17 protein-coding genes are annotated in these 19,481 nt (G+C 67.3%); 8 read left to right on the top strand and 9 right to left on the bottom strand.

Translation table 11 applies throughout. From position 1 onward, the window contains the following. Window positions 1–56 precede the first annotated feature (56 nt). The 5 genes from K6L26_RS14490 to K6L26_RS14510 all read right to left on the bottom strand — a co-directional run bounded on the left by K6L26_RS14490 (window position 57) and on the right by K6L26_RS14510 (window position 4,415). Window positions 57–284 (bottom strand): DUF167 domain-containing protein, encoded by a 228-nt coding sequence (locus K6L26_RS14490; protein ID WP_036394056.1) that lies wholly within the window; start codon window positions 282–284, stop codon window positions 57–59. An 11-nt stretch (window positions 285–295) separates the two neighbouring features. Next, window positions 296–1,495: a lipid-transfer protein gene (locus K6L26_RS14495; protein ID WP_036394058.1), complete on the bottom strand. Its 1,200-nt coding sequence runs from the start codon at window positions 1,493–1,495 to the stop codon at window positions 296–298. Then, the gene (locus K6L26_RS14500) at window positions 1,495–1,959 is read right to left on the bottom strand and encodes a Zn-ribbon domain-containing OB-fold protein (RefSeq protein ID WP_019348573.1); all 465 of its coding nucleotides are present in this window, start codon (window positions 1,957–1,959) and stop codon (window positions 1,495–1,497) included. The genes K6L26_RS14495 and K6L26_RS14500 overlap by 1 nt, the downstream gene beginning before the upstream one ends. 85 nt (window positions 1,960–2,044) lie before the next feature. Then, window positions 2,045–3,154 (bottom strand): ABC transporter substrate-binding protein, encoded by a 1,110-nt coding sequence (locus K6L26_RS14505; RefSeq protein WP_221853291.1) that lies wholly within the window; start codon window positions 3,152–3,154, stop codon window positions 2,045–2,047. Window positions 3,155–3,284: 130 nt separating this feature from the next. Continuing rightward, a complete protein-coding gene (locus tag K6L26_RS14510) occupies window positions 3,285–4,415 on the bottom strand; it encodes an FAD-dependent monooxygenase (RefSeq protein ID WP_221853292.1) in 1,131 nt (376 codons plus the stop codon). A gap of 70 nt (window positions 4,416–4,485) precedes the next feature. Between K6L26_RS14510 and K6L26_RS14515 the strand changes: the two genes are divergently transcribed. Both K6L26_RS14515 and polA read left to right on the top strand, forming a co-directional pair. Further along, a complete protein-coding gene (locus tag K6L26_RS14515; RefSeq protein ID WP_221853293.1) occupies window positions 4,486–5,373 on the top strand; it encodes a LysR family transcriptional regulator in 888 nt (295 codons plus the stop codon). Between the two features lie 10 nt (window positions 5,374–5,383). Next, on the top strand, window positions 5,384–8,119 hold the full coding sequence (gene polA / locus K6L26_RS14520; RefSeq protein WP_064894303.1) for a DNA polymerase I: 2,736 nt from the start codon (window positions 5,384–5,386) through the stop codon (window positions 8,117–8,119). Window positions 8,120–8,166: 47 nt separating this feature from the next. On the opposite strand, the gene K6L26_RS14525 is transcribed toward polA, so the two are convergent. Beyond that, window positions 8,167–8,676, bottom strand: coding sequence for a LysE family translocator (locus K6L26_RS14525; protein WP_342394416.1), 510 nt, complete (start codon window positions 8,674–8,676; stop codon window positions 8,167–8,169). A gap of 195 nt (window positions 8,677–8,871) precedes the next feature. Continuing rightward, window positions 8,872–10,062 (bottom strand): PrsW family intramembrane metalloprotease, encoded by a 1,191-nt coding sequence (locus tag K6L26_RS14530; protein ID WP_043369484.1) that lies wholly within the window; start codon window positions 10,060–10,062, stop codon window positions 8,872–8,874. 238 nt (window positions 10,063–10,300) lie between these two features. Here K6L26_RS14530 and rpsA point away from each other — a divergent pair, with 238 nt between their 5' ends. The 3 genes from rpsA (at window position 10,301) to K6L26_RS14545 (ending at window position 13,821) form a co-directional block, all read left to right on the top strand. Then, entirely contained in the window at window positions 10,301–11,740 is a 1,440-nt protein-coding gene (rpsA, locus tag K6L26_RS14535) for a 30S ribosomal protein S1 (protein ID WP_003884756.1), read from the top strand. Window positions 11,741–11,816: 76 nt separating this feature from the next. Next, complete coding sequence (coaE, locus tag K6L26_RS14540) at window positions 11,817–12,980, top strand: dephospho-CoA kinase (protein WP_221853294.1); 1,164 nt, start codon at window positions 11,817–11,819, stop codon at window positions 12,978–12,980. Window positions 12,981–13,086: 106 nt separating this feature from the next. Then, window positions 13,087–13,821 carry a FadR/GntR family transcriptional regulator gene (locus K6L26_RS14545; protein ID WP_221853295.1) on the top strand — a complete coding sequence of 245 codons (735 nt, stop codon included), beginning with the start codon at window positions 13,087–13,089 and terminating at the stop codon, window positions 13,819–13,821. A gap of 3 nt (window positions 13,822–13,824) precedes the next feature. On the opposite strand, the gene K6L26_RS14550 is transcribed toward K6L26_RS14545, so the two are convergent. Both K6L26_RS14550 and K6L26_RS14555 read right to left on the bottom strand, forming a co-directional pair. After that, window positions 13,825–14,388 carry a hypothetical protein gene (locus tag K6L26_RS14550; RefSeq protein ID WP_019346676.1) on the bottom strand — a complete coding sequence of 188 codons (564 nt, stop codon included), beginning with the start codon at window positions 14,386–14,388 and terminating at the stop codon, window positions 13,825–13,827. Window positions 14,389–14,399: 11 nt separating this feature from the next. Continuing rightward, entirely contained in the window at window positions 14,400–14,906 is a 507-nt protein-coding gene (locus K6L26_RS14555; protein WP_174551592.1) for a ribonuclease FAU-1 family protein, read from the bottom strand. A 67-nt stretch (window positions 14,907–14,973) separates the two neighbouring features. On the opposite strand from K6L26_RS14555, the gene uvrB reads away from it, so the two are divergent. The 3 genes from uvrB (at window position 14,974) to K6L26_RS14570 (ending at window position 19,454) form a co-directional block, all read left to right on the top strand. After that, complete coding sequence (gene uvrB, locus K6L26_RS14560) at window positions 14,974–17,133, top strand: excinuclease ABC subunit UvrB (RefSeq protein ID WP_036394069.1); 2,160 nt, start codon at window positions 14,974–14,976, stop codon at window positions 17,131–17,133. Between the two features lie 48 nt (window positions 17,134–17,181). Next, window positions 17,182–18,597, top strand: a complete 1,416-nt coding sequence (locus tag K6L26_RS14565) for an MFS transporter (protein WP_076215712.1) — start codon at window positions 17,182–17,184, stop codon at window positions 18,595–18,597. Window positions 18,598–18,683: 86 nt separating this feature from the next. Next, window positions 18,684–19,454: a DUF899 domain-containing protein gene (locus K6L26_RS14570; RefSeq protein WP_019346672.1), complete on the top strand. Its 771-nt coding sequence runs from the start codon at window positions 18,684–18,686 to the stop codon at window positions 19,452–19,454. Window positions 19,455–19,481 lie beyond the last annotated feature (27 nt).

The raw sequence follows: 19,481 nt of genomic DNA on the forward strand, positions 1-19,481 counted from the left end.
TGTCTGTCGCCCGGCACGCCGCCTTTGAGCAGCACTCTGTGCACGCTCGCCAACGGTCAGGTGATGCGAAAACGCTTGAGCCGCGCAGTCGCCCCGGAGACCAACTCCACGCGGCTGCGCGGCACACCCAGATGCTGGGCAAGCAATTTGGTGACGGCGTCGTTGGCCTTGCCGTCGACGGCGCGCTCTGGCACGTAGATGGTGAGAGCGCCGTCATCCGCGACCTCGACCAGCGGGCCTTTGCGGCTGCCGGGCTTGACGCGGACGACGACGCTCTCGCTCACACCGTCATTGTCTACCGGGCGACGATCACCGAGGAGCCGTGGCCGAACAGGCCCTGGTTGGCGGTTACGCCCACCTTCGCGCCCTCCACCTGTCGACCGGTGGCCTGGCCCTTGAGCTGCCAGGTCAATTCGCACACCTGCGCGATGGCCTGAGCCGGGATGGCCTCGCCGAAGCAAGCCAGGCCGCCGGACGGGTTCACCGGGACACGGCCGCCGATGGTGGTGGCACCGGAACGCAGCAACTGCTCGCCCTCACCCTTCGGGCACAGGCCCAGGTGCTCGTACCAGTCCAGTTCCAGTGCGGTGGACAGGTCGTAAACCTCGGCCAGGCTGACGTCCTCGGGGCCGATGCCCGCCTCGGCGTAGGCCGCGTCGAGAATCTGATCCTTGAACACCCGCTCCGGGGCGGCCACCACGGCGGTGGAATCCGTTGCGATGTCCGGCAATTCGGGCAGATGCTGCGGGTACTGCGGCGTCACCGTCGAGATCGCGCGCACCGACGGAACTCCTTCCAGCGACCCGAGATGCTTTTCGGCGAACGACTTCGACGCCACGATCAGCGCGGCGGCGCCGTCGGAGGTGGCGCAGATGTCGAGCTGGCGCAGCGGGTCGGACACCACCGGGCTGGCCAGCACGTCCTCGATCGCGGATTCCTTGCGGTAGCGCGCATTCGGGTTCTGCAGACCGTGGCGGGAGTTCTTCACCTTCACCTGCGCGAAGTCCTCGGCGGTGGCGCCGTAGAGATCCATCCGGCGCCGGGCCAGCAGGGCGAAGTACACCGGGTTCATCGCACCGAGCAGGTGGAAGCGCTGCCAGTCGGGGTCGTTCTTGCGTTCGCCGCCGACGGGCGCGAAGGCGCCCTTGGGGGTGGTGTCGGCGCCGATCACCAGCGCGACGTCGCAGAACCCGGCCAGGATGTGGGCGCGGGCACTCTGCAGTGCCTGCGAGCCCGACGCGCAGGCCGCGTACGACGACGACACCGGCACGCCGTTCCAGCCCAGCTTCTGGGCGAAGGTCGACCCGGCGATGAAGCCCGGGTAGCCGTTACGGATGGTGTCGGCTCCGGCGACCAACTGGATCTGGCGCCAGTCCAGGCCGGCTTCGGCCAGGGCGGCGCGGGCGGCCACGACGCCGTACTCGGTGAAGTCGCGTCCCCACTTGCCCCAGGGATGCATGCCGGCCCCGAGGATGTACAAAGGCTCTGGACTCATCAGGCTGTGCCCTCCTTGCTCCTCGCGTCCGCAACCCTCCAGGCGTGGGTGGTGCGCTCGACGCCCTCGTCGTCGGTGTAGAGCGTCATGGTGGTCAGCTCCATCTCCATACCGACCTTGAGGTCGGCGGCGAGGGTGCCTTCGACAACCTTGCCGAGCACGATCAGGCCCTCGTCGGCCAGTTCGACCGCGGCGATCGCGAACGGCTCGAACGGGTCGGTCTTCGGATACGGTGCCGGCGGGAGGTACCGGTTCTCGGTGTAGCTCCACACCTTTCCGCGGCGGGACAGCGGGACGAGGTCAAGGGTGTCGCTGTCGCAGGCCGGGTTGGGGCAGTTGTTCTCGCGCGGCGGGAACACGAAAGTGGCGCACTGGGTGCACTTGCCGCCGATCAGGTGGGTGGCACCGGCGTCGTCGGTGGCGAACCATCCGTCGATCGCGGGTTGCGAAGATGCTGCTGGCACGCGGCCCAGCCTAAACGATCACGACCGCAAAACTGAAACGTGTTGCAGTTTTGTCCCGCGGGCCGGGTGTCAGCGCGGTCCGATCTTATTTGAGGTGACGGCGCAGCTGATCGTGTGACCACGGCGTGAGGCGGAACCGGCCATCGCGAATGACGGCGACGGCGACGTCGTTCGCACCCAAGCCCGCGTGGTCAGTGGGCGTGAAGTGGTATTCGCCTTCAGGGGTGAGGCAGGTCAGTGATTCCATAGCTCGCTGGACCGCATCGGGAGCGTCGTCGCCGCCCGCTTCGATGGCGGCCGCGATCAACTTCACGGCGGTATAGCCGTCCACCGCGAACTGCGACGGCGGTACACCGTGGCGGAGCTCGAACGGCCCGGTCAGCGCGGCGACGGCGGTACGGGTCTGCGATGGCGGCAGGTCTGATGCCACGGCCACCAGGGAAGTCGCCACCACGATGCCGTCGGAGGCTGGTCCGACCTCGTCCGCGAAGGCTGGGCTCGCGGCACCGAGTCCGGCGACCAGCGGAATGCTCAGGCCCGCCGAGCGGAATGCCAGCGCCAATCCGGTCGCCGGCGGACCCGTGACCCAACCCATCGACGCCTGTGCGCCAGCGGCGGCGATCGCCGCGACGACGGGCCCGAAATCCCGGCTGTCGACCTTCACGGCCTCGACGGCGACGGCCTCGACTCCGAACTGTCCGAGCATCGTTTCCTGTGTCGCCCAGGCCTCGCGGTTGAACACGCTGTCGGAATCGAAGACCACCGCGATTCTGGTCAGGCCGTGCGCGCGGAAGTATCGGAGCAGCTGCGCGGCGACGAGACGGCCGGTCGGCGGTGTCATGAACACATACGGACGGACGGGATCGACCTGGGTGTGCGCCGCACCCGTCGACACGTACACCCGCATACGTTCGTCAGTGTGCGGCAACACCGCCAGACTCGCGTTGGAGAACGACGTCCCGACGACAGCGGCGACGCCGCGGTCGGCCAGCCGGTGGTAGGCGTCGACCGCACCCTGAGACAGGCTGGCGTCGTCTTCGACCACCAGCTCCACCCGGCGGCCGAGGACACCACCGCCAGCATTGAGCTGCTCGACCGCCAGCTCCGCGCCGTCGCGATTCTCCAGGCCCATGTAGTTGGAACCGGACAGGGATGTCACCTGTCCGATCAGGATCGGGTGGGACGGCTGCTGCACCAGGGCAGGTTATCCGTGGGCCGCCTCGATCAGGACGCGTACCAGGTCACTGTGGTTGTCGCGCATGAGGTCGTGCGCTCGTAGAAGCGCCAACCGCCGTGGCAGGCGCCGGGGATCAGAACAAAGCCGGTCATCGAGAACTCCTGTCCGCGAAGGTGTTTCGCCGGTACGCGGCGGTGACGCGAGCCAGCTCGTCGGGGCTTGCCGCATGCATCTCGCGGTTGGCGTGCACCACGGCCGCCGTCTCTGGAATCCGGCGGGCCTCGTATCCGGCGATTCCGTGGCCGGCGGCCAGCTCGTCGGCCAGGGCGCGGGCGTCGAGGATGGCCTGTGAGCCGCCGTTGGCGCCCACCGGATACATCGGATGCGCGGCGTCGCCCAGCAACGTGACCCGTCGAGTTCCCCAGTGGGGCAACGGCTCCCGGTCGACCATCGGATACTCGAACACAGCGTCGCTTCGGTTCACCAGTTCCGCCGGATCCAACCAGTCCAGATTCCAGCCCGACATCGGGGCCAGCAGCGCCGCCGGATCGACCCGCGTGTTCCAGTTCGCGTCCCCCGGAAGGGGGCCCGGGGCCGTTTCGGTGACCTGCAGCACCCAGTTCACCAGATCATCGCCGATCGGGTAGACCACCAATTCGACGCCGTCGGTGCCCTTGACGATCGCCATCGTGCGCCCGTCGAGGAACGGCCGGATGCGGCTGGCACCCCGAAACATTCGCACACCTGACCAGGCCAACGGGTCCGGACCGGGATGCAACCGCCTGCGCACGGTCGAATGCACCCCGTCGGCGCCGATCAAGACCTCGGCCATGAACTCGCCGCGGCGCGTCGTCACCCGTACCTGCTCGTCGGTTTCGTCGAAATCGGTCACGGCGGCCTCGGTCCTCACCGAATCGCGGCCCAGTCGAGCGCGCACCGCGTCGAGCAGCAGCATCTGCAACCGTCCGCGATGCACCGAACACTGCGGATAGCCGTAGCCGCCTTCGATGCCACGGGGCTCGCGGAACAGCAAGGCGCCGTCGGAACGGTAGAAATCGATCACCGCCGGGGTCGCCGACATGGCGACCAAACCCTCGCCGAGTCCGAGCTCGAACAGTTCGCGCACCGCGTGGGGCAGCAGGTTGATCCCGACGCCGAGCGGGCGCAATTCTCGGGCGCTGTCGAGCACCGTGACCTGAAAGCCCCTGGCGTGCAAAGCGAGTGCGGTGGCCAGGCCACCGATACCGGCTCCGGCGATGACGATCGGATATGCGGACATGACTCCAGCCTCGTCAGCGCCCAACGATACGTCCAATACATAGTGATTACACAAACTATTGTGATTTCTTATGGAATTGCGGCAGCTCGAATACTTCGTCGCGGTGGCCGAGGAAGCCAACTTCACCCGCGCGGCCGAGCGGGTACATGTCGCGCAACCGGCGGTCAGCGCGCAGATCCGGCTTCTTGAACGCGAGCTCGGCCAGCAGTTGTTCGATCGCAGCCGCCGCGCGGTCCGGCTGACCGCCGCAGGCGAGGCCGTGCTGCCGCACGCCCGGGCCGCACTGGCCGCCACCGCCGCAGTCCGCATCGCCGTGGAGGAACTCGGCGAGTTGGTGCGTGGCTCAGTGGTGGTGGGCACTGTGACAGCCCACGACTTCGACATGGCGGGGCTGCTCGCCGAGTTCCACGCCGCTCACCCACTCGTCGACATCACGCTGACCACCGACGAGTCCGACGCGCTGCTGGACGGCCTGCACTCGGGACGCCTCGATGCGGCCATCGTGTCGGTGGGTGCCGAACTGCCGGCCGGACTGACTGCCGAGGTGGTGACGGATCAACGCATCGTCGCGGCCGTGGCAGGTGACCATCCGTGGCGCCGGCGACGCACGGTCGCCCTGCGCGATCTCGCGGAACATCCGGTGATCGCGCTGCCGGCCGGCGCGGGCATCCGCCACCAGTTCGACCGAGCGTGCCGCGCCGCCGGGGTGGCCGCGCGGGTCGCGTTCGAGGCGAGCACCCCGAACGCACTGGCCGAGCTCGCCGAGCGTGGGCTCGGAGTCGCGGTGTTGCCCGAATCGGTGGCGGTCAACCGGACCGGCCTGCACCCGCTGCCCATCACCCCCGAGCTTCGCGGCCGGCTGGTGTTCGCCTGGCGGGCACAGGGCCCGATGAGCCCGGCCGCCAGGGTGCTGACCGAGATGGCTCGCCGTCGTCTGCACGTCGGTGGCCCCGCATAGAGTGAGGGCCGTGAGCCCCGCGAAGACCGAGACGAAGAACGCGCCGACCCCCAACGCCTCAGGGACGTCTGACAAGCCCACCCTCATGCTGCTGGATGGCAATTCGTTGGCATTCCGGGCGTTTTACGCGTTGCCCGCCGAGAATTTCAAGACTCAGGGCGGGCTGACCACCAATGCGGTCTACGGGTTCACCTCCATGCTGATCAACCTGCTGCGGGACGAGCAGCCCAGCCATGTGGCCGCGGCGTTCGACGTCTCCCGCCAGACCTTCCGCAAGGACAAGTACCCCGAGTACAAGGAGGGCCGGTCGGCCACCCCCGACGAATTCCGCGGGCAGATCGACATCACCAAAGAGGTGCTCGGCGCGCTGGGCATCACGGCTTTGGCCGAGCCCGGATTCGAGGCCGACGACATCATCGCCACCTTGGCCACCCAGGCCGAGCAGGAGGGCTACCGGGTGTTGGTGGTCACCGGTGACCGGGACTCGCTGCAATTGGTGACCGACGACATCACCGTGCTCTACCCGCGCAAAGGCGTCAGCGAGCTGACCCGGTTCACGCCGGAGGCGGTGGTGGAGAAGTACGGGCTGACCCCGGCGCAGTACCCGGATTTCGCGGCCCTGCGGGGGGACCCGAGTGACAACCTGCCCGGCATTCCCGGAGTGGGGGAGAAGACCGCGACGAAGTGGATCGTCGAGTACGGCTCCCTGCAGGAGCTGGTGGACAACGTCGAGAAGGTCAAGGGCAAGGTGGGCGACGCGCTGCGGGCCAACCTGTCCAGCGTGGTGCTCAACCGCGACCTGACCGAGCTGGTGCGCGACGTCCCGCTGGCCCAGACTCCGGACACGCTGCGGATGCAACCCTGGAACCGCGACCAGATCCACCGGCTGTTCGACGACCTTGAGTTCCGGGTCCTGCGGGACCGGCTGTTCGAAACGCTGGTGGCGTCCGAACCGGAGGTCGAGCACGGGTTCGACGTGCGCGGCCGGGCGCTGGAGCCGGGCGAGTTGGCCGCATGGCTGGCCGAGCACAGCCTGGGCAACCGGTTCGGGCTGGCCGTGGTCGGCACGCACCTGGCGTTTGACGCCGACGCCACCGCGCTGGCCATCGTCGCGGCCGACGGGGACGGGCGGTACATCGACACCGCGACGTTGACGCCCGAGGATGAGGAGGCCTTGGCGCGCTGGCTGGGTGACCCGGGCCCACCGAAGGCGCTGCACGAGGCCAAGCTGGCCATGCATGACCTGGCCGGCCGGGGCTGGACACTGCGAGGTGTCACCTCCGATACGGCGCTGGCCGCCTATCTGGTCCGGCCCGGGCAGCGCAGCTTCGCCCTCGATGATCTGGCGGTGCGCTATCTGCGCCGCGAGCTGCGCGCTGAAAGCCCTGAGCAGCAACAGCTTTCGTTGCTCGACGACTCCGACGGGGTTGATGAGCAGGCGGTGCAGACGCTGATCCTGCGGGCCTGCGCGGTTTTGGATCTCGCCGATGCACTCGATGAGGAGCTGGCCCGGATCGACTCGTCCTCCCTGTTGGGCCGGATGGAGTTGCCGGTGCAGCGGGCATTGGCCGAGATGGAGTCGATCGGCATCGCCGTCGACGTCGACAAGCTGCAGGAGCTGCAGAGCGAGTTCGCCGATCAGATCCGCGACGCCGCCGAGGCCGCCTATGCGGTGATCGGCAAGCAGATCAATCTCGGGTCGCCCAAGCAGCTGCAGGCGGTGCTGTTCGACGAACTGGAGATGCCCAAGACCAAGAAGACCAAGACCGGTTACACCACGGATGCCGATGCGCTGCAATCGCTGTTCGACAAGACCGGCCACCCGTTCCTGCAGCATCTGCTGACCCACCGCGACGTCACCCGCTTGAAGGTGACCGTCGACGGGCTGCTCAATGCGGTGGCCTCCGACGGGCGCATCCACACCACGTTCAACCAGACCATTGCCGCCACCGGCCGGTTGTCGTCGACCGAGCCGAACCTGCAGAACATCCCGATCCGCACGGAGGCCGGCCGACGCATCCGCGACGCGTTCGTCGTCGGCAGCGGTTACGCCGAGCTGATGACGGCTGATTACAGCCAGATCGAGATGCGGATCATGGCGCACCTGTCCCGGGACGAAGGCCTCATCGAGGCGTTCAACACCGGTGAGGACCTGCATTCGTTCGTCGCGTCGCGGGCGTTCTCGGTGCCCATCGACGAGGTCACCCCGGAGCTGCGCCGCCGGGTCAAGGCCATGTCCTACGGCCTGGCCTACGGACTGAGCGCTTACGGGTTGGCCAGCCAGCTCAAGATCTCCACCGAAGAGGCCAAGGTGCAGATGGAGCAGTACTTCGACCGGTTCGGCGGTGTGCGTGACTACCTGCGCGACGTGGTCGACCAGGCCCGTAAGGACGGGTTCACCTCAACGGTGCTGGGCCGTCGTCGTTACCTGCCGGAACTCGACAGCAGCAACCGCAACGTGCGCGAGGCGGCTGAGCGGGCCGCGCTCAACGCTCCGATCCAGGGCAGTGCTGCCGACATCATCAAAGTGGCGATGATCAACGTCGACGCGGCCATCAAGGAAGCGGGGCTGACGTCGCGGATGCTGCTGCAGGTGCACGACGAGTTGTTGTTCGAGGTGGCCGAGGGGGAGCGGGACACCCTGGAGGCTTTGGTTCGCGAGCACATGGGCAACGCCTACCCGTTGGATGTGCCGTTGGAGGTGTCGGTCGGATACGGCCGGAGCTGGGATGCGGCGGCCCACTAACGTGTGGCCGAAGTAGCTCGCCAACGCCGCGTCGGTTGGGGCCCGCGCTATCGCGCGTCGGCCGCCAGCCCCAGGCCCAGCGCCACGAGTGCGGCCGCCATCGCTCGTTCGATACGGCGGCGAATTCGGGTGCGGTTGAGGATGTTTCGCGCGCGGTCGGCGGCCAGCACGATACCCACGCACCATGAGGTGTCGATAACCAGCTGAATCAGGGCGAGCACCAGCAACGTCGGTAGCACCGGCCCCGTCCCCGGCAGAAATTGGGGGAGCACCACGATGCCGAAGGCCGCCGCCTTCGGGTTGGCGGCGATCGACAGCAGTGCCGCGCGGAAGGCCGCCGCCGGGGTTCGCCCCCGCGCCGGCAGGGCGACCTGCGCGTCGGCCGGGTGCTTCGCGCTGCGCCACGCGCTGACGCCGAGCCAGATCAGGATCGCGGCGCCGACGACATGCAGGGTGAGGGACAACCACCGGTTGGCGGTCAGCAACATCGACAGCCCGCCACCGCCGGCCAGAGTCCAGCCGCAGATGCCGATCTCGTTGCCGACGACTGCCGCCAGGCCGGCCGACCGCGCCGTCCCGCACCGAGCGGTGCAGGAACAGTGCCGTCGCCGGTCCGGGCAGTGCGGCCAGGATCACCGATGCGACCAGGAAGGCCGGCAGCACGTCGACAATGTGGGCGAGCATTCGACAAGTATCGCTGACCAGCGCAAATCGCTAGTGGCGAGGGCCCGCACGGTGACGTCGCCGGCGGTTCAGTAGCGGACCGGCGCCTGGTAGTGCGCCATCCAGTGCAGGATCGGCGCGGCTGCCCGTGCGGCCGTCACCGAGTACACCTCTTCCTGCTGCAGCGCGTACACCTGGGCATCGCCGAAACCGCGGTCGATGCGGTCGCGGACGAAGGCGAGCTCGACGACGGCGGCGGCGAACGCCGCGACAGCTTTGCCCGCGGGCCGTCCGCCGGCCAGCGTGGCCTGTTTGACGGCGGCGTGGCGGGTCTTCAACGACCCCAGCCAGGTGGCCTCGTTGTGCGTGATCAGCCCGGCGGCGACCATGCCCGGCAGTTTGGCGGCCACGACGCGTTGTTCCCGGCGGCGGCTGGTGACGGCGACCACGATCATCGCGATGAAGATCGGCACCATCCACACCGCGTAGACGATGAAGTAGGTTCCGGCGCCCAGCAGCGACGAGCCGTTCCACAGCCCGTGCATGAACACCGCGCCCAGGTAGCCGGCCAGGATGCACAGCAGCTTGGCCCCGCCGCTGCGCCGGTGCAGGGCGAAGTACACCCCGATCGCGGTCATCGTGGTGAACAGCGAGTGGGCGAAGGGGGCCATCACCAGGCGCATCGCGGCGGTGACGAGTGACCCGGCCAGCGAGTCGGCGCTGGAGATGTACATGATGTCTTCGAGCCAGGCGAAACCGATCCCGACCAGGCCGGCGTACACCAGGCAGTCGGTCAGCGAATTGAGCTCGTTGCGCCGCCGCCCGGTCATCATGATCAGCAGGAACAGGCCTTTGGCGGCCTCTTCGATGAACGGGGCGCGGATCGCCACCGAGGCGAAACTGTGCGCCGAATCCGCCGAGTCGACACCGGGGGCCAGCAGCGCATCGGTGAACAGGCTCAGCACGAGGGACAACACGACGGCGACGGCGGCGCCCCAGCCGAACGCCAGCAACAGGAGTCGCGGCGGCTCCGGTTCCCAGCGGTCCAGCCACAGGTAGGCGAACACCGCCCCGGTCATCACGATGCTGGACAGCGTGAATCCGATGATCGCGCCGGCGGGGTTGAGCGCGGTGAACAGCAGCACGAGCACGCCGATGACGACGCCGCAGGCGATGATCGCGGCCAGCGGGGCGCCGACCTTACGTACGGGCCTCGGCATCGGAGCGGTGACCGGGAACCACGGCCGATGGGCAGGGCCTGGGGTCGGGTAATACGCCACTGCAGCAGAGTAGCCGTGGGTAGGCTGCGTTCCCGGCACAAATTCCGACGACGGTCCGGCGTGCCCGTGACGCCCCCGTAGAGGGGCGGTTTGTCCTGCGTGTGCCTGGTCGAGTACCCTCGTTACGTATCTGTGCGTACAGCTGGACACCATCTAGTCGCCGGCACGGATCTGCACCAAAGCGATAAACGCAACACAATTGTCCCTACGAGTAAACCTGTCCGGAGCAACCCACCACATGCCAAGTCCCTCCGTCACCTCGCCGCAAGTAGCCGTCAACGACATCGGCTCGGCTGAGGACTTTCTCGCCGCCATCGACAAAACCATCAAATACTTCAACGATGGCGACATCGTCGAGGGAACCATCGTCAAGGTTGACCGTGACGAGGTCCTGCTCGATATCGGCTACAAGACCGAAGGTGTCATTCCTTCCCGCGAACTCTCCATCAAGCACGACGTCGACCCCAACGAGGTCGTTTCCGTGGGCGATGAGGTCGAGGCCCTCGTTCTCACCAAGGAGGACAAGGAAGGCCGCCTGATCCTGTCCAAGAAGCGGGCTCAGTACGAGCGCGCCTGGGGCACCATCGAGGAACTCAAGGAGAAGGACGAGGCCGTCAAGGGCACCGTCATCGAGGTCGTCAAGGGCGGCCTGATCCTCGACATCGGTCTGCGTGGCTTCCTCCCCGCCTCCCTGGTCGAGATGCGTCGTGTCCGCGATCTGCAGCCGTACATCGGCAAGGAGATCGAGGCCAAGATCATCGAGCTGGACAAGAACCGCAACAACGTGGTGCTGAGCCGCCGCGCCTGGCTGGAGCAGACTCAGTCCGAGGTGCGCAGCGAGTTCCTCAACCAGCTGCAGAAGGGCGCCATCCGCAAGGGTGTCGTCTCCTCGATCGTCAACTTCGGCGCCTTCGTCGATCTCGGCGGTGTCGACGGCCTGGTGCACGTCTCCGAGCTGTCCTGGAAGCACATCGATCACCCGTCCGAGGTGGTTCAGGTGGGCGACGAGGTCACCGTCGAGGTGCTGGACGTCGACATGGATCGCGAGCGGGTTTCGCTGTCGCTCAAGGCGACTCAGGAAGATCCGTGGCGTCACTTCGCCCGCACCCACGCGATCGGTCAGATCGTTCCGGGCAAGGTCACCAAGCTGGTGCCGTTCGGTGCGTTCGTCCGCGTCGAGGAGGGTATCGAGGGCCTGGTGCACATCTCGGAGCTGTCCGAGCGCCACGTCGAGGTCCCGGACCAGGTGGTCCAGGTCGGCGACGACGCGATGGTCAAGGTCATCGACATCGACCTGGAGCGTCGCCGGATCTCGCTGAGCCTCAAGCAGGCCAACGAGGACTACACCGAGGAGTTCGACCCGTCGAAGTACGGCATGGCCGACAGCTACGACGAGCAGGGCAACTACATCTTCCCCGAGGGCTTCGACGCCGAGACCAACGAATGGCTCGAAGGCTTCGACAAGCAGCGTGAGGAGTGGGAGGCCCGCTACGCCGAGGCCGAGCGCCGGCACAAGATGCACACCACGCAGATGGAGAAGTTCGCCGCGGCCGAGGCCGAGGAAGCTGCCCGTCCGGTGTCCAACGGTTCCTCGCGTTCGGAGGAGTCCACCGGTGGCACGCTGGCCAGCGACGCACAGCTGGCTGCACTGCGGGAGAAGCTCGCAGGCAACGCCTAAATAGATCTGGCAACGAACGCCCCGGCCCTTTTGGGTCGGGGCGTTCGTCGTTCCTGCGGCCTGACAGACTGTGGGCGTGCTTCGTATCGGGTTAACCGGCGGTATCGGCGCCGGGAAGTCAACAGTGTCGGCCACATTCAGTGAACTCGGTGGCATCATCGTCGACGGCGACGTGATCGCACGTGAGGTGGTCGAGCCCGGAACCGAGGGGCTGGCCAAACTGGTCGAGGCGTTCGGGGACGGCATCCTGCTCCCGGAGGGGGCGTTGAACCGACCCGCGCTGGCGGCAGTCGCCTTCAGTGACGACGAGAAGCGCGCCACCCTGAACGGCATCGTGCATCCTCTGGTGGCGCACCGCCGGTCGGAGCTCATCGCGGCGGCCCATGAAGATGCCGTCATCGTCGAGGACATCCCGCTGTTGGTGGAATCCCAGATGGCACCGATGTTTCCGTTGGTCGTCATCGTCAACGCCGACCCGGAACTACGCGTCAAGCGGCTCATCGAGTACCGCGGATTCACCGAGCAGGATGCTCGCGCCCGCATCGCCGCGCAGGCCACCGAGGAACAACGCCGCGCCGTCGCCGATGTGTGGCTGGACAACTCTGGTAGCCCCGGCGCCGTCATCGAGCAGGCGCGCGCCCTGTGGCACGAGCGGATCCTGCCCTTCGCACACAATCTCAAGGTTCGCCGGCCGGCCCATCGCGACCCGGTCGTGGTGCCGTATGACCCGACCTGGCCGGAGCAGGCGCGCCGCATCGTGGCCCGGCTGAACACGGCATGTGGGCACCGGGCGGTGCGCATCGACCACATCGGTTCGACCGCTGTGCCCGGGATGGACGCCAAGGACGTCATCGACGTGCAGGTGACGGTCGAATCGCTGGCGGTTGCCGATGAGCTCGCCGAGGCGTTGTTGACGGCCGGTTATCCGGTGGTGCCGGGTATCACGGCAGACACCCCGCACAGCGCGGATCCTGCGGTGTGGCAGAAGCGTTTCCACGCATCGGCAGATCCTGGCCGGCCGACCAATGTGCATGTTCGGGTGGACGGCTGGCCCAATCAGCGGTTCGCGCTGACGTTCGTCGACTGGCTGCGGGCCAACCCTGGCGTTCAGGTGGACTATCTGGCCGCCAAGCGCGCCGCTCTGGCGGCGCCCGACTACGCCGTGGCCAAAGAGCCGTGGTTCCTGGATGCCTACCATCGCGCCCAGAAATGGGCGGATGCGACGGACTGGCGGCCTTAGTTCGCTGGGCTGCACCAGGATTCGCGCACAAGGTGCCGACGGCCAGATGAGAGGCCTGCTGGGACGGCCTGTGCGGTAGCGTTTGGGGCGTCCGAAGGGGGGACGCGTGTCAACAGCCAAGCCGGCACTGGTACCGGTTCGCCAGATCGCGGCGCATGAGCTGGTGGTCGACCAAATGCGGCGGGCGCTCGAACTCGGTCAGTTCCGGCCCGGTGACCGGCTGCCCACCGAACGCGAACTGTCCGACATGCTCGACGTTTCCCGCACCACGGTGCGCGCTGCCGTCGGCGTTCTGGAAGGCGAGGGGCTGATCACGGTGCGGCGCGGCCGTGGCGGTGGCTTCACGGTGCAGGCGCCGCAGTACGACCCCGCCGAGATGCGCCGCGAGCTGCGTCGCAACAAGCGGGCGATCCGCGATGCCTTCGACTACCGCGTCATCGTCGAAACCGGCGCCACCCGGTTGGCCGCCGAGCGACGCCGGGCCGGCGATGTGGCCGAACTTCGCAAGCTGCTCAGAGGCATGGAGTCCGCGCTGCAGGTGGGGATGGACGAGCCGTCGGCCCGGCACACCACTGAGTTCCAGACGCTGGACTCGGCGTTTCACCTCGGCATCGCCCAGGCCTCGCAGAACGACCGGCTGCTGGAGGCGGTGGCCGACGCCCGACGGCGGATGTGGCTACCGGTCGGTGCGATCTTCGGGCGCCTGGAGCCCAACGCCAACGACTTCCACGAGGCGATCCTCGTAGCGATCGAGAACCGCGACCCGGAGTTGGCCGCCGCGCAGATGGCGGCGCACATCAACGACACCCGGCACACGGTTGAGTCCTGGATGAAGCGCTGAGGGCTAGGTAGCCGGTGGCGCGGGTTCCGCGGCCGCGGGATCGACGGGCGCCGGCAACGCGACATCGGTTCCGGGCGGAACTGTGGCGGGCACAGCAGGCACCGAGTTGCTCAGCGGTGCTCCACAGGGCAGGCTGCCGTAATTCGGATCGTCCTTCGGCCGGGTCAGCCGAGGGCCGACGAAGGTGTCCGCCTGGGCGACGATCTGGTCGTCCACCAGGATCTCGCAGTGCAGGTTCGCCGAGTACGGCCAATCGATGCGGACATCCATTCCGGCGGTCTGTGGATCGGCCACCACGCCCGTCGCCTCGAAGACCCGGCCGGGCAACATCGACGGGTCGGCGGTGTTGACGTTGTGGTCGTCGATCTTGTAAGCGATGGTGGCGTTGCGGGAGACACCGTCGATCCTGGCGCGGTACGTCACGTTGTGAAGTTGCTGGTCGGGCAGCGGTTCCAGTTGAGGCGGCGCCTCCGGGTCGGCGTGTGCGACAGCGGGTATCAACAGTGCGCCGGTGAGCAGTCCTGCCAGCGCGGGGAGGACTCCCCAGGCGTACTTAGCTGAGCTCATGAATCTTGACCTTACGCTCCCCGCCACGTGAGGGCCATTCCGTTGCCGGACAGCCACTGATCAAGCCGATAGCCGCAGCTCGCCAGGCCCTCGATCGCGGTGGCCGCGGTTTGCACCGCTTGTTCGCCGGTCTCCGGGCTCAGCAGACCGTGGCGCACCGCGGTCAGCAGTTCGTCGACGTCGCACAACTCGACGCCGCGTCCGGTGCGGATCACCAGGTCCAGATAGTGGTCTTCTGAATGCCACGCGGTCGGGCCCGCGGTGTAGCGGCCGATGTCGAGGTAGAAGTCCTGGTCCCGCTCGTGGCCGGGGCTGAAATGGAACACGCTGGCCCGCAGTCCGAGCGAGGGCAGCAGCCAAGACTCCAGGTAGTGGAACTGGGCCCGGCCGGGAGTCGGGCGGGCCATGTACAGGCCCCAAGGCTCGACGGTGTAGACGTCAACCGCCCGCACGATGCCTTTTGGGTCGGTGTTCGTGCGGGCGACCAGGTCGAATGTCTCGTGTTTCGGCGGGTGGATGGGCCAAGCCTACGCGTGCAGCGAACGCGGGCGGAAGTTGTCGGCATGCAGTTCTACGCTGGTGAGCATGGCCTTTGCGACCGAACATCCTGTGCTCGCGCATTCGGAGTACCGGGCTGTCGATGAGATCGTCCGCACCGGTGCCCGGTTCGAGGTGGTCAGTGAGTACGAGCCGGCCGGTGATCAGCCGGCCGCCATTGACGAACTGGAGCGCCGGATCAAAGCCGGCGAACGCGACGTCGTGTTGTTGGGTGCCACCGGTACCGGTAAGTCGGCCACCACGGCGTGGCTGATCGAGCGGCTGCAGCGGCCCACCCTGGTCATGGCGCCGAACAAGACACTGGCTGCCCAGCTGGCCAACGAGTTGCGGGAGATGTTGCCGCACAACGCCGTTGAGTATTTCGTCTCGTACTACGACTATTACCAGCCCGAGGCGTACATCGCCCAGACGGATACCTACATCGAGAAGGACAGCTCGATCAACGACGATGTCGAGCGGTTGCGGCACTCCGCTACCTCCAGCCTGCTGTCGCGGCGCGACGTGGTCGTGGTGGCGTCGGTGTCGTGCATCTACGGCCTGGGCACGCCGCAGTCCTATCTGGACCGCTCGGTGGAGTTGGCGGTGGGTCAGGAGGTGCCGCGCGACGGGCTGCTGCGGTTGTTGGTGGATGTCCAGTACAACCGCAACGACATGGCGTTCACCCGCGGCACCTTCCGGGTGCGCGGCGACACCGTCGAGATCATCCCGTCCTACGAGGAGCTCGCGGTACGTATCGAGTTCTTCGGCGACGAAATCGAGGCGCTGTACTACCTGCACCCGCTGACCGGCGACATCGTCCGCCAGGTCGACTCGCTGCGGATCTTCCCGGCCACCCACTATGTGGCCGGCCCGGAGCGGATGGCGCAGGCGATTTCGACCATCGAGCAGGAGCTGGAAGCGCGGCTGGCCGAGCTGGAGGGGCAGGGCAAGCTGCTGGAGGCCCAGCGGCTGCGGATGCGCACCAACTACGACGTCGAGATGATGAAGCAGGTCGGGTTCTGCTCGGGCATCGAGAACTACTCGCGCCACATCGACGGTCGTCCGGCCGGTTCGGCCCCGGCGACCCTGCTCGACTACTTCCCCGAGGACTTCCTGCTCGTCATCGACGAATCCCACGTCACGGTGCCCCAGATCGGCGGCATGTACGAGGGAGACATGTCCCGTAAGCGCAACCTGGTGGAGTTCGGTTTCCGGCTGCCATCAGCCGTCGACAACCGGCCGCTGACCTGGGAGGAATTCGCCGACCGCATCGGGCAGACGGTGTATCTCTCGGCGACCCCGGGCGCCTACGAGATCAGCCAGGCCGGTGGTGAGTTCGTCGAACAGGTGATCCGCCCGACCGGCCTGGTCGACCCGAAGGTGGTGGTGAAGCCGACCAAGGGCCAGATCGACGACCTGATCGGGGAGATCCGCACCCGCACAGAGCGCGACGAGCGGGTCTTGGTCACCACGTTGACCAAGAAGATGGCCGAGGACCTCACCGACTACCTGCTGGAGCTCGGCATCAAAGTCCGGTACCTGCATTCGGAGGTCGACACGTTGCGCCGCGTCGAGCTGTTGCGGCAGCTACGCCTCGGTGAATACGACGTGCTGGTCGGGATCAACCTGCTGCGTGAGGGGTTGGACCTGCCCGAGGTGTCGCTGGTGGCGATCCTCGACGCGGACAAAGAGGGGTTCCTCCGGTCCACGCGCAGCCTGATCCAGACCATCGGCCGCGCCGCCCGCAACGTGTCCGGCGAGGTCCACATGTACGCCGACAAGATCACCGACTCGATGCGTGAGGCCATCGACGAGACCGAGCGCCGCCGGGCCAAGCAGATCGCCTACAACGAGGCCAACGGGATAGATCCCAAGCCGTTGCGCAAGAAGATCGCCGACATCCTCGACCAGGTGTACCGCGAAGCGGACGACAGTGAATCGGTGGAGATCGGCGGTTCGGGGCGCAACGCTTCCCGCGGCCGGCGCGCTCAGGGCGAACCCGGTCGCGCGGTCAGTGCGGGCATCGTCGAAGGCCGCGACACCACGAACATGCCGCGCGCCGAATTGGCCGATCTGATCAAGGATCTGACCGAGCAGATGATGACGGCGGCCCGCGATCTGCAGTTCGAGCTGGCGGCGCGGATCCGCGACGAGATCCAGGATCTGAAGAAGGAGCTCCGGGGAATGGACGCCGCCGGTCTGAAGTGATCGGCGGTTGTTGACCTCAACGGCGGTTCAGCTTCTAGCGTCGTCGGTGTGACCGACACCGTGACTCCAGATACCGGGACCTGGCGGCAGTTGTTGGGTGCCCGGTACCTGGGTGCGTCCACCGTCCTGGCCGGCGGTGTGCTGCTGTACGCCACCAACGAGTTCCTGACCATCAGCCTGCTGCCCAGTGCGGTGGCCGAGATCGGCGGGCAGCGGTTCTACGCCTGGGTGACGACGGTGTACCTGGTCGCCTCGGTGGTCGCGGCCACCACCGTCCACTCGCTGTTGATGCGGCTGGGCCCGAGACGCGCATATCTGCTGGGGCTCACGGTGTTCGGCGTCGGGAGTCTGAGCTGTGCCCTGGCCCCGAGTATGGAGGTGCTGCTTGCCGGCCGTACCGTCCAGGGTTTCGCCGGGGGATTGCTCGCCGGCCTGGGGTATGCCGTGATCAACACGGCGCTGCCGAATACGTTGTGGACCAAGGCTTCTGCGCTGGTGTCCGCCATGTGGGGTGTCGGTACCGTGATCGGCCCGGCCTCCGGTGGGGTGTTCGCACAATTCGGGAACTGGCGCTGGGCCTTCGGTGTGCTGGTGATCCTCACGGCTGCGATGGCCGCCCTGGTGCCGGTCGCCCTGCCGGCCAGGGCCGCCGGCTCGGGTCCGGCGCCCGGCATCCCCGGGTGGTCGCTCGTTCTGCTGGGTGCGGCGGCCATGACGGTGAGTGTGGCGGGTATTCCGCACGACCGGCGAGCCACCGCGGCGCTGCTTGCACTGGGCGTGGCGCTGGTCGTCGCATTCCTGGCCGTGGACCGCCGGGCCGGGGCATCGGTGTTGCCGCCCAGCACATTCGGGTCCGGTCCGCTCAAGTGGATCTATCTGAGCCTGGGGGTGCTGATGGCCGCGACCATGGTCGACATGTACGTGCCGCTGTTCGGTCAACGGTTGGCGCACCTCACGCCGGTGATGGCCGGCTTCTTCGGCGCGGTGTTGTCGGTCGGTTGGACAGCGGGGGAGATCGTCAGTGCGTCGCTGCAGAGCCGGCGGGTCATCGTGCGCACGGTGGCGATCGCGCCGATCGTGATGGCGGCTGGTCTGGTCCTAGGGGCGGTGCTGATCCGGGACGGGATGGCGCCGGGGTCGGTGGTGGCGTGGGCGGTGGCGCTCGCGGTCACGGGTGCCGGCATCGGTATCGCCTGGCCGCATCTGTCCGCGTGGGCGATGGGCAGCGTGGACGATCCGGGCGAGGGGCCGGCCGCGGCGGCCGCCATCAACACCGTCCAGCTCATCTGCGGTGCGTTCGGTGCGGGTCTGGCCGGTGTCGTCGTCAACCTCCGCGATACCGCGGACGCGGCCGCGGCGCGTTGGCTGTTCGCCGCATTCGCGGTGCTCGCCGCGCTCGGAGCCATCGCTTCGTTCCGTTCTGCACCGCGAGCGTGCGCGTCTGCTGCCCAACACGCCGCATAACGCCGGCATTCTGCGCACGTTCGCGCGCGATGAGTTTCGGCCCTGGCGCGAGTCTCTCCTCCAGGACCAACACGAGGAGTGATTCGATGTCGCTGACGCTGAACGCCTACCCAGATGTCGTCGATCGGGACGAGTGGCTCGAGGCGCGCAAGAAATTGCTGGCCGCCGAACGCGAGGTGACGCACCTGCGCGACGCGGTCAACGCCCAACGGCGCCGGCTGCCGATGGTGAAGGTGGACAAGGACTACACCTTCGAGGGCCCCGATGGTGAAGTGACGCTGCTCGACTTGTTCGAGGGCCGTAGCCAGCTCTACATCCACCACTTCATGTGGATCGACGCTCTCGACGCCGGTTGTCCCAGCTGTACCGCCGCAGCCGATCTGACCTTCACCGAAGAAGACCGAAAGTTGTTGCACGGCAAGGACGTCACGTTCGCCTGTGTGTCCCGCGCGCCGTATGCCAGCATCGCCGCCTACCGCGACAGCCACGGCTGGACCTTCCCGTGGTACTCGTCGCGCGACAGCGATTTCACCTACGACTACCACGTGACGCTCGACCCGGCCCGTGCCCCGATCGAATACAACTACAAGTCCGCCGAGGAACTGCGCGCCGACGGTTTCGATGACGACGATCTGCGCGGTGACTGGCCCGGGGCCAGTGTCTTCTTGCGTCGCGGTGACGAGGTCTTCCACACCTACTCGGCTTTTGCCCGCGGCCTCGACCACACCGCGGTCGGGTACCCGTTCCTCGACCTGACTCCGTATGGGCGGCAAGAACCGTGGGAGGACTCGCCGGCCGGCTGGCCTCAGGGCGGCCCAGTGGTCGGCAGGCCGGTGGGGGAGGACACCGACGAGTAACGATCATTGCGATCGAAACCATGGGCT

Source organism: Mycobacterium farcinogenes, assembly GCF_019739075.1.
Taxonomy (GTDB): Bacteria; Actinomycetota; Actinomycetes; order Mycobacteriales; family Mycobacteriaceae; genus Mycobacterium; species Mycobacterium senegalense.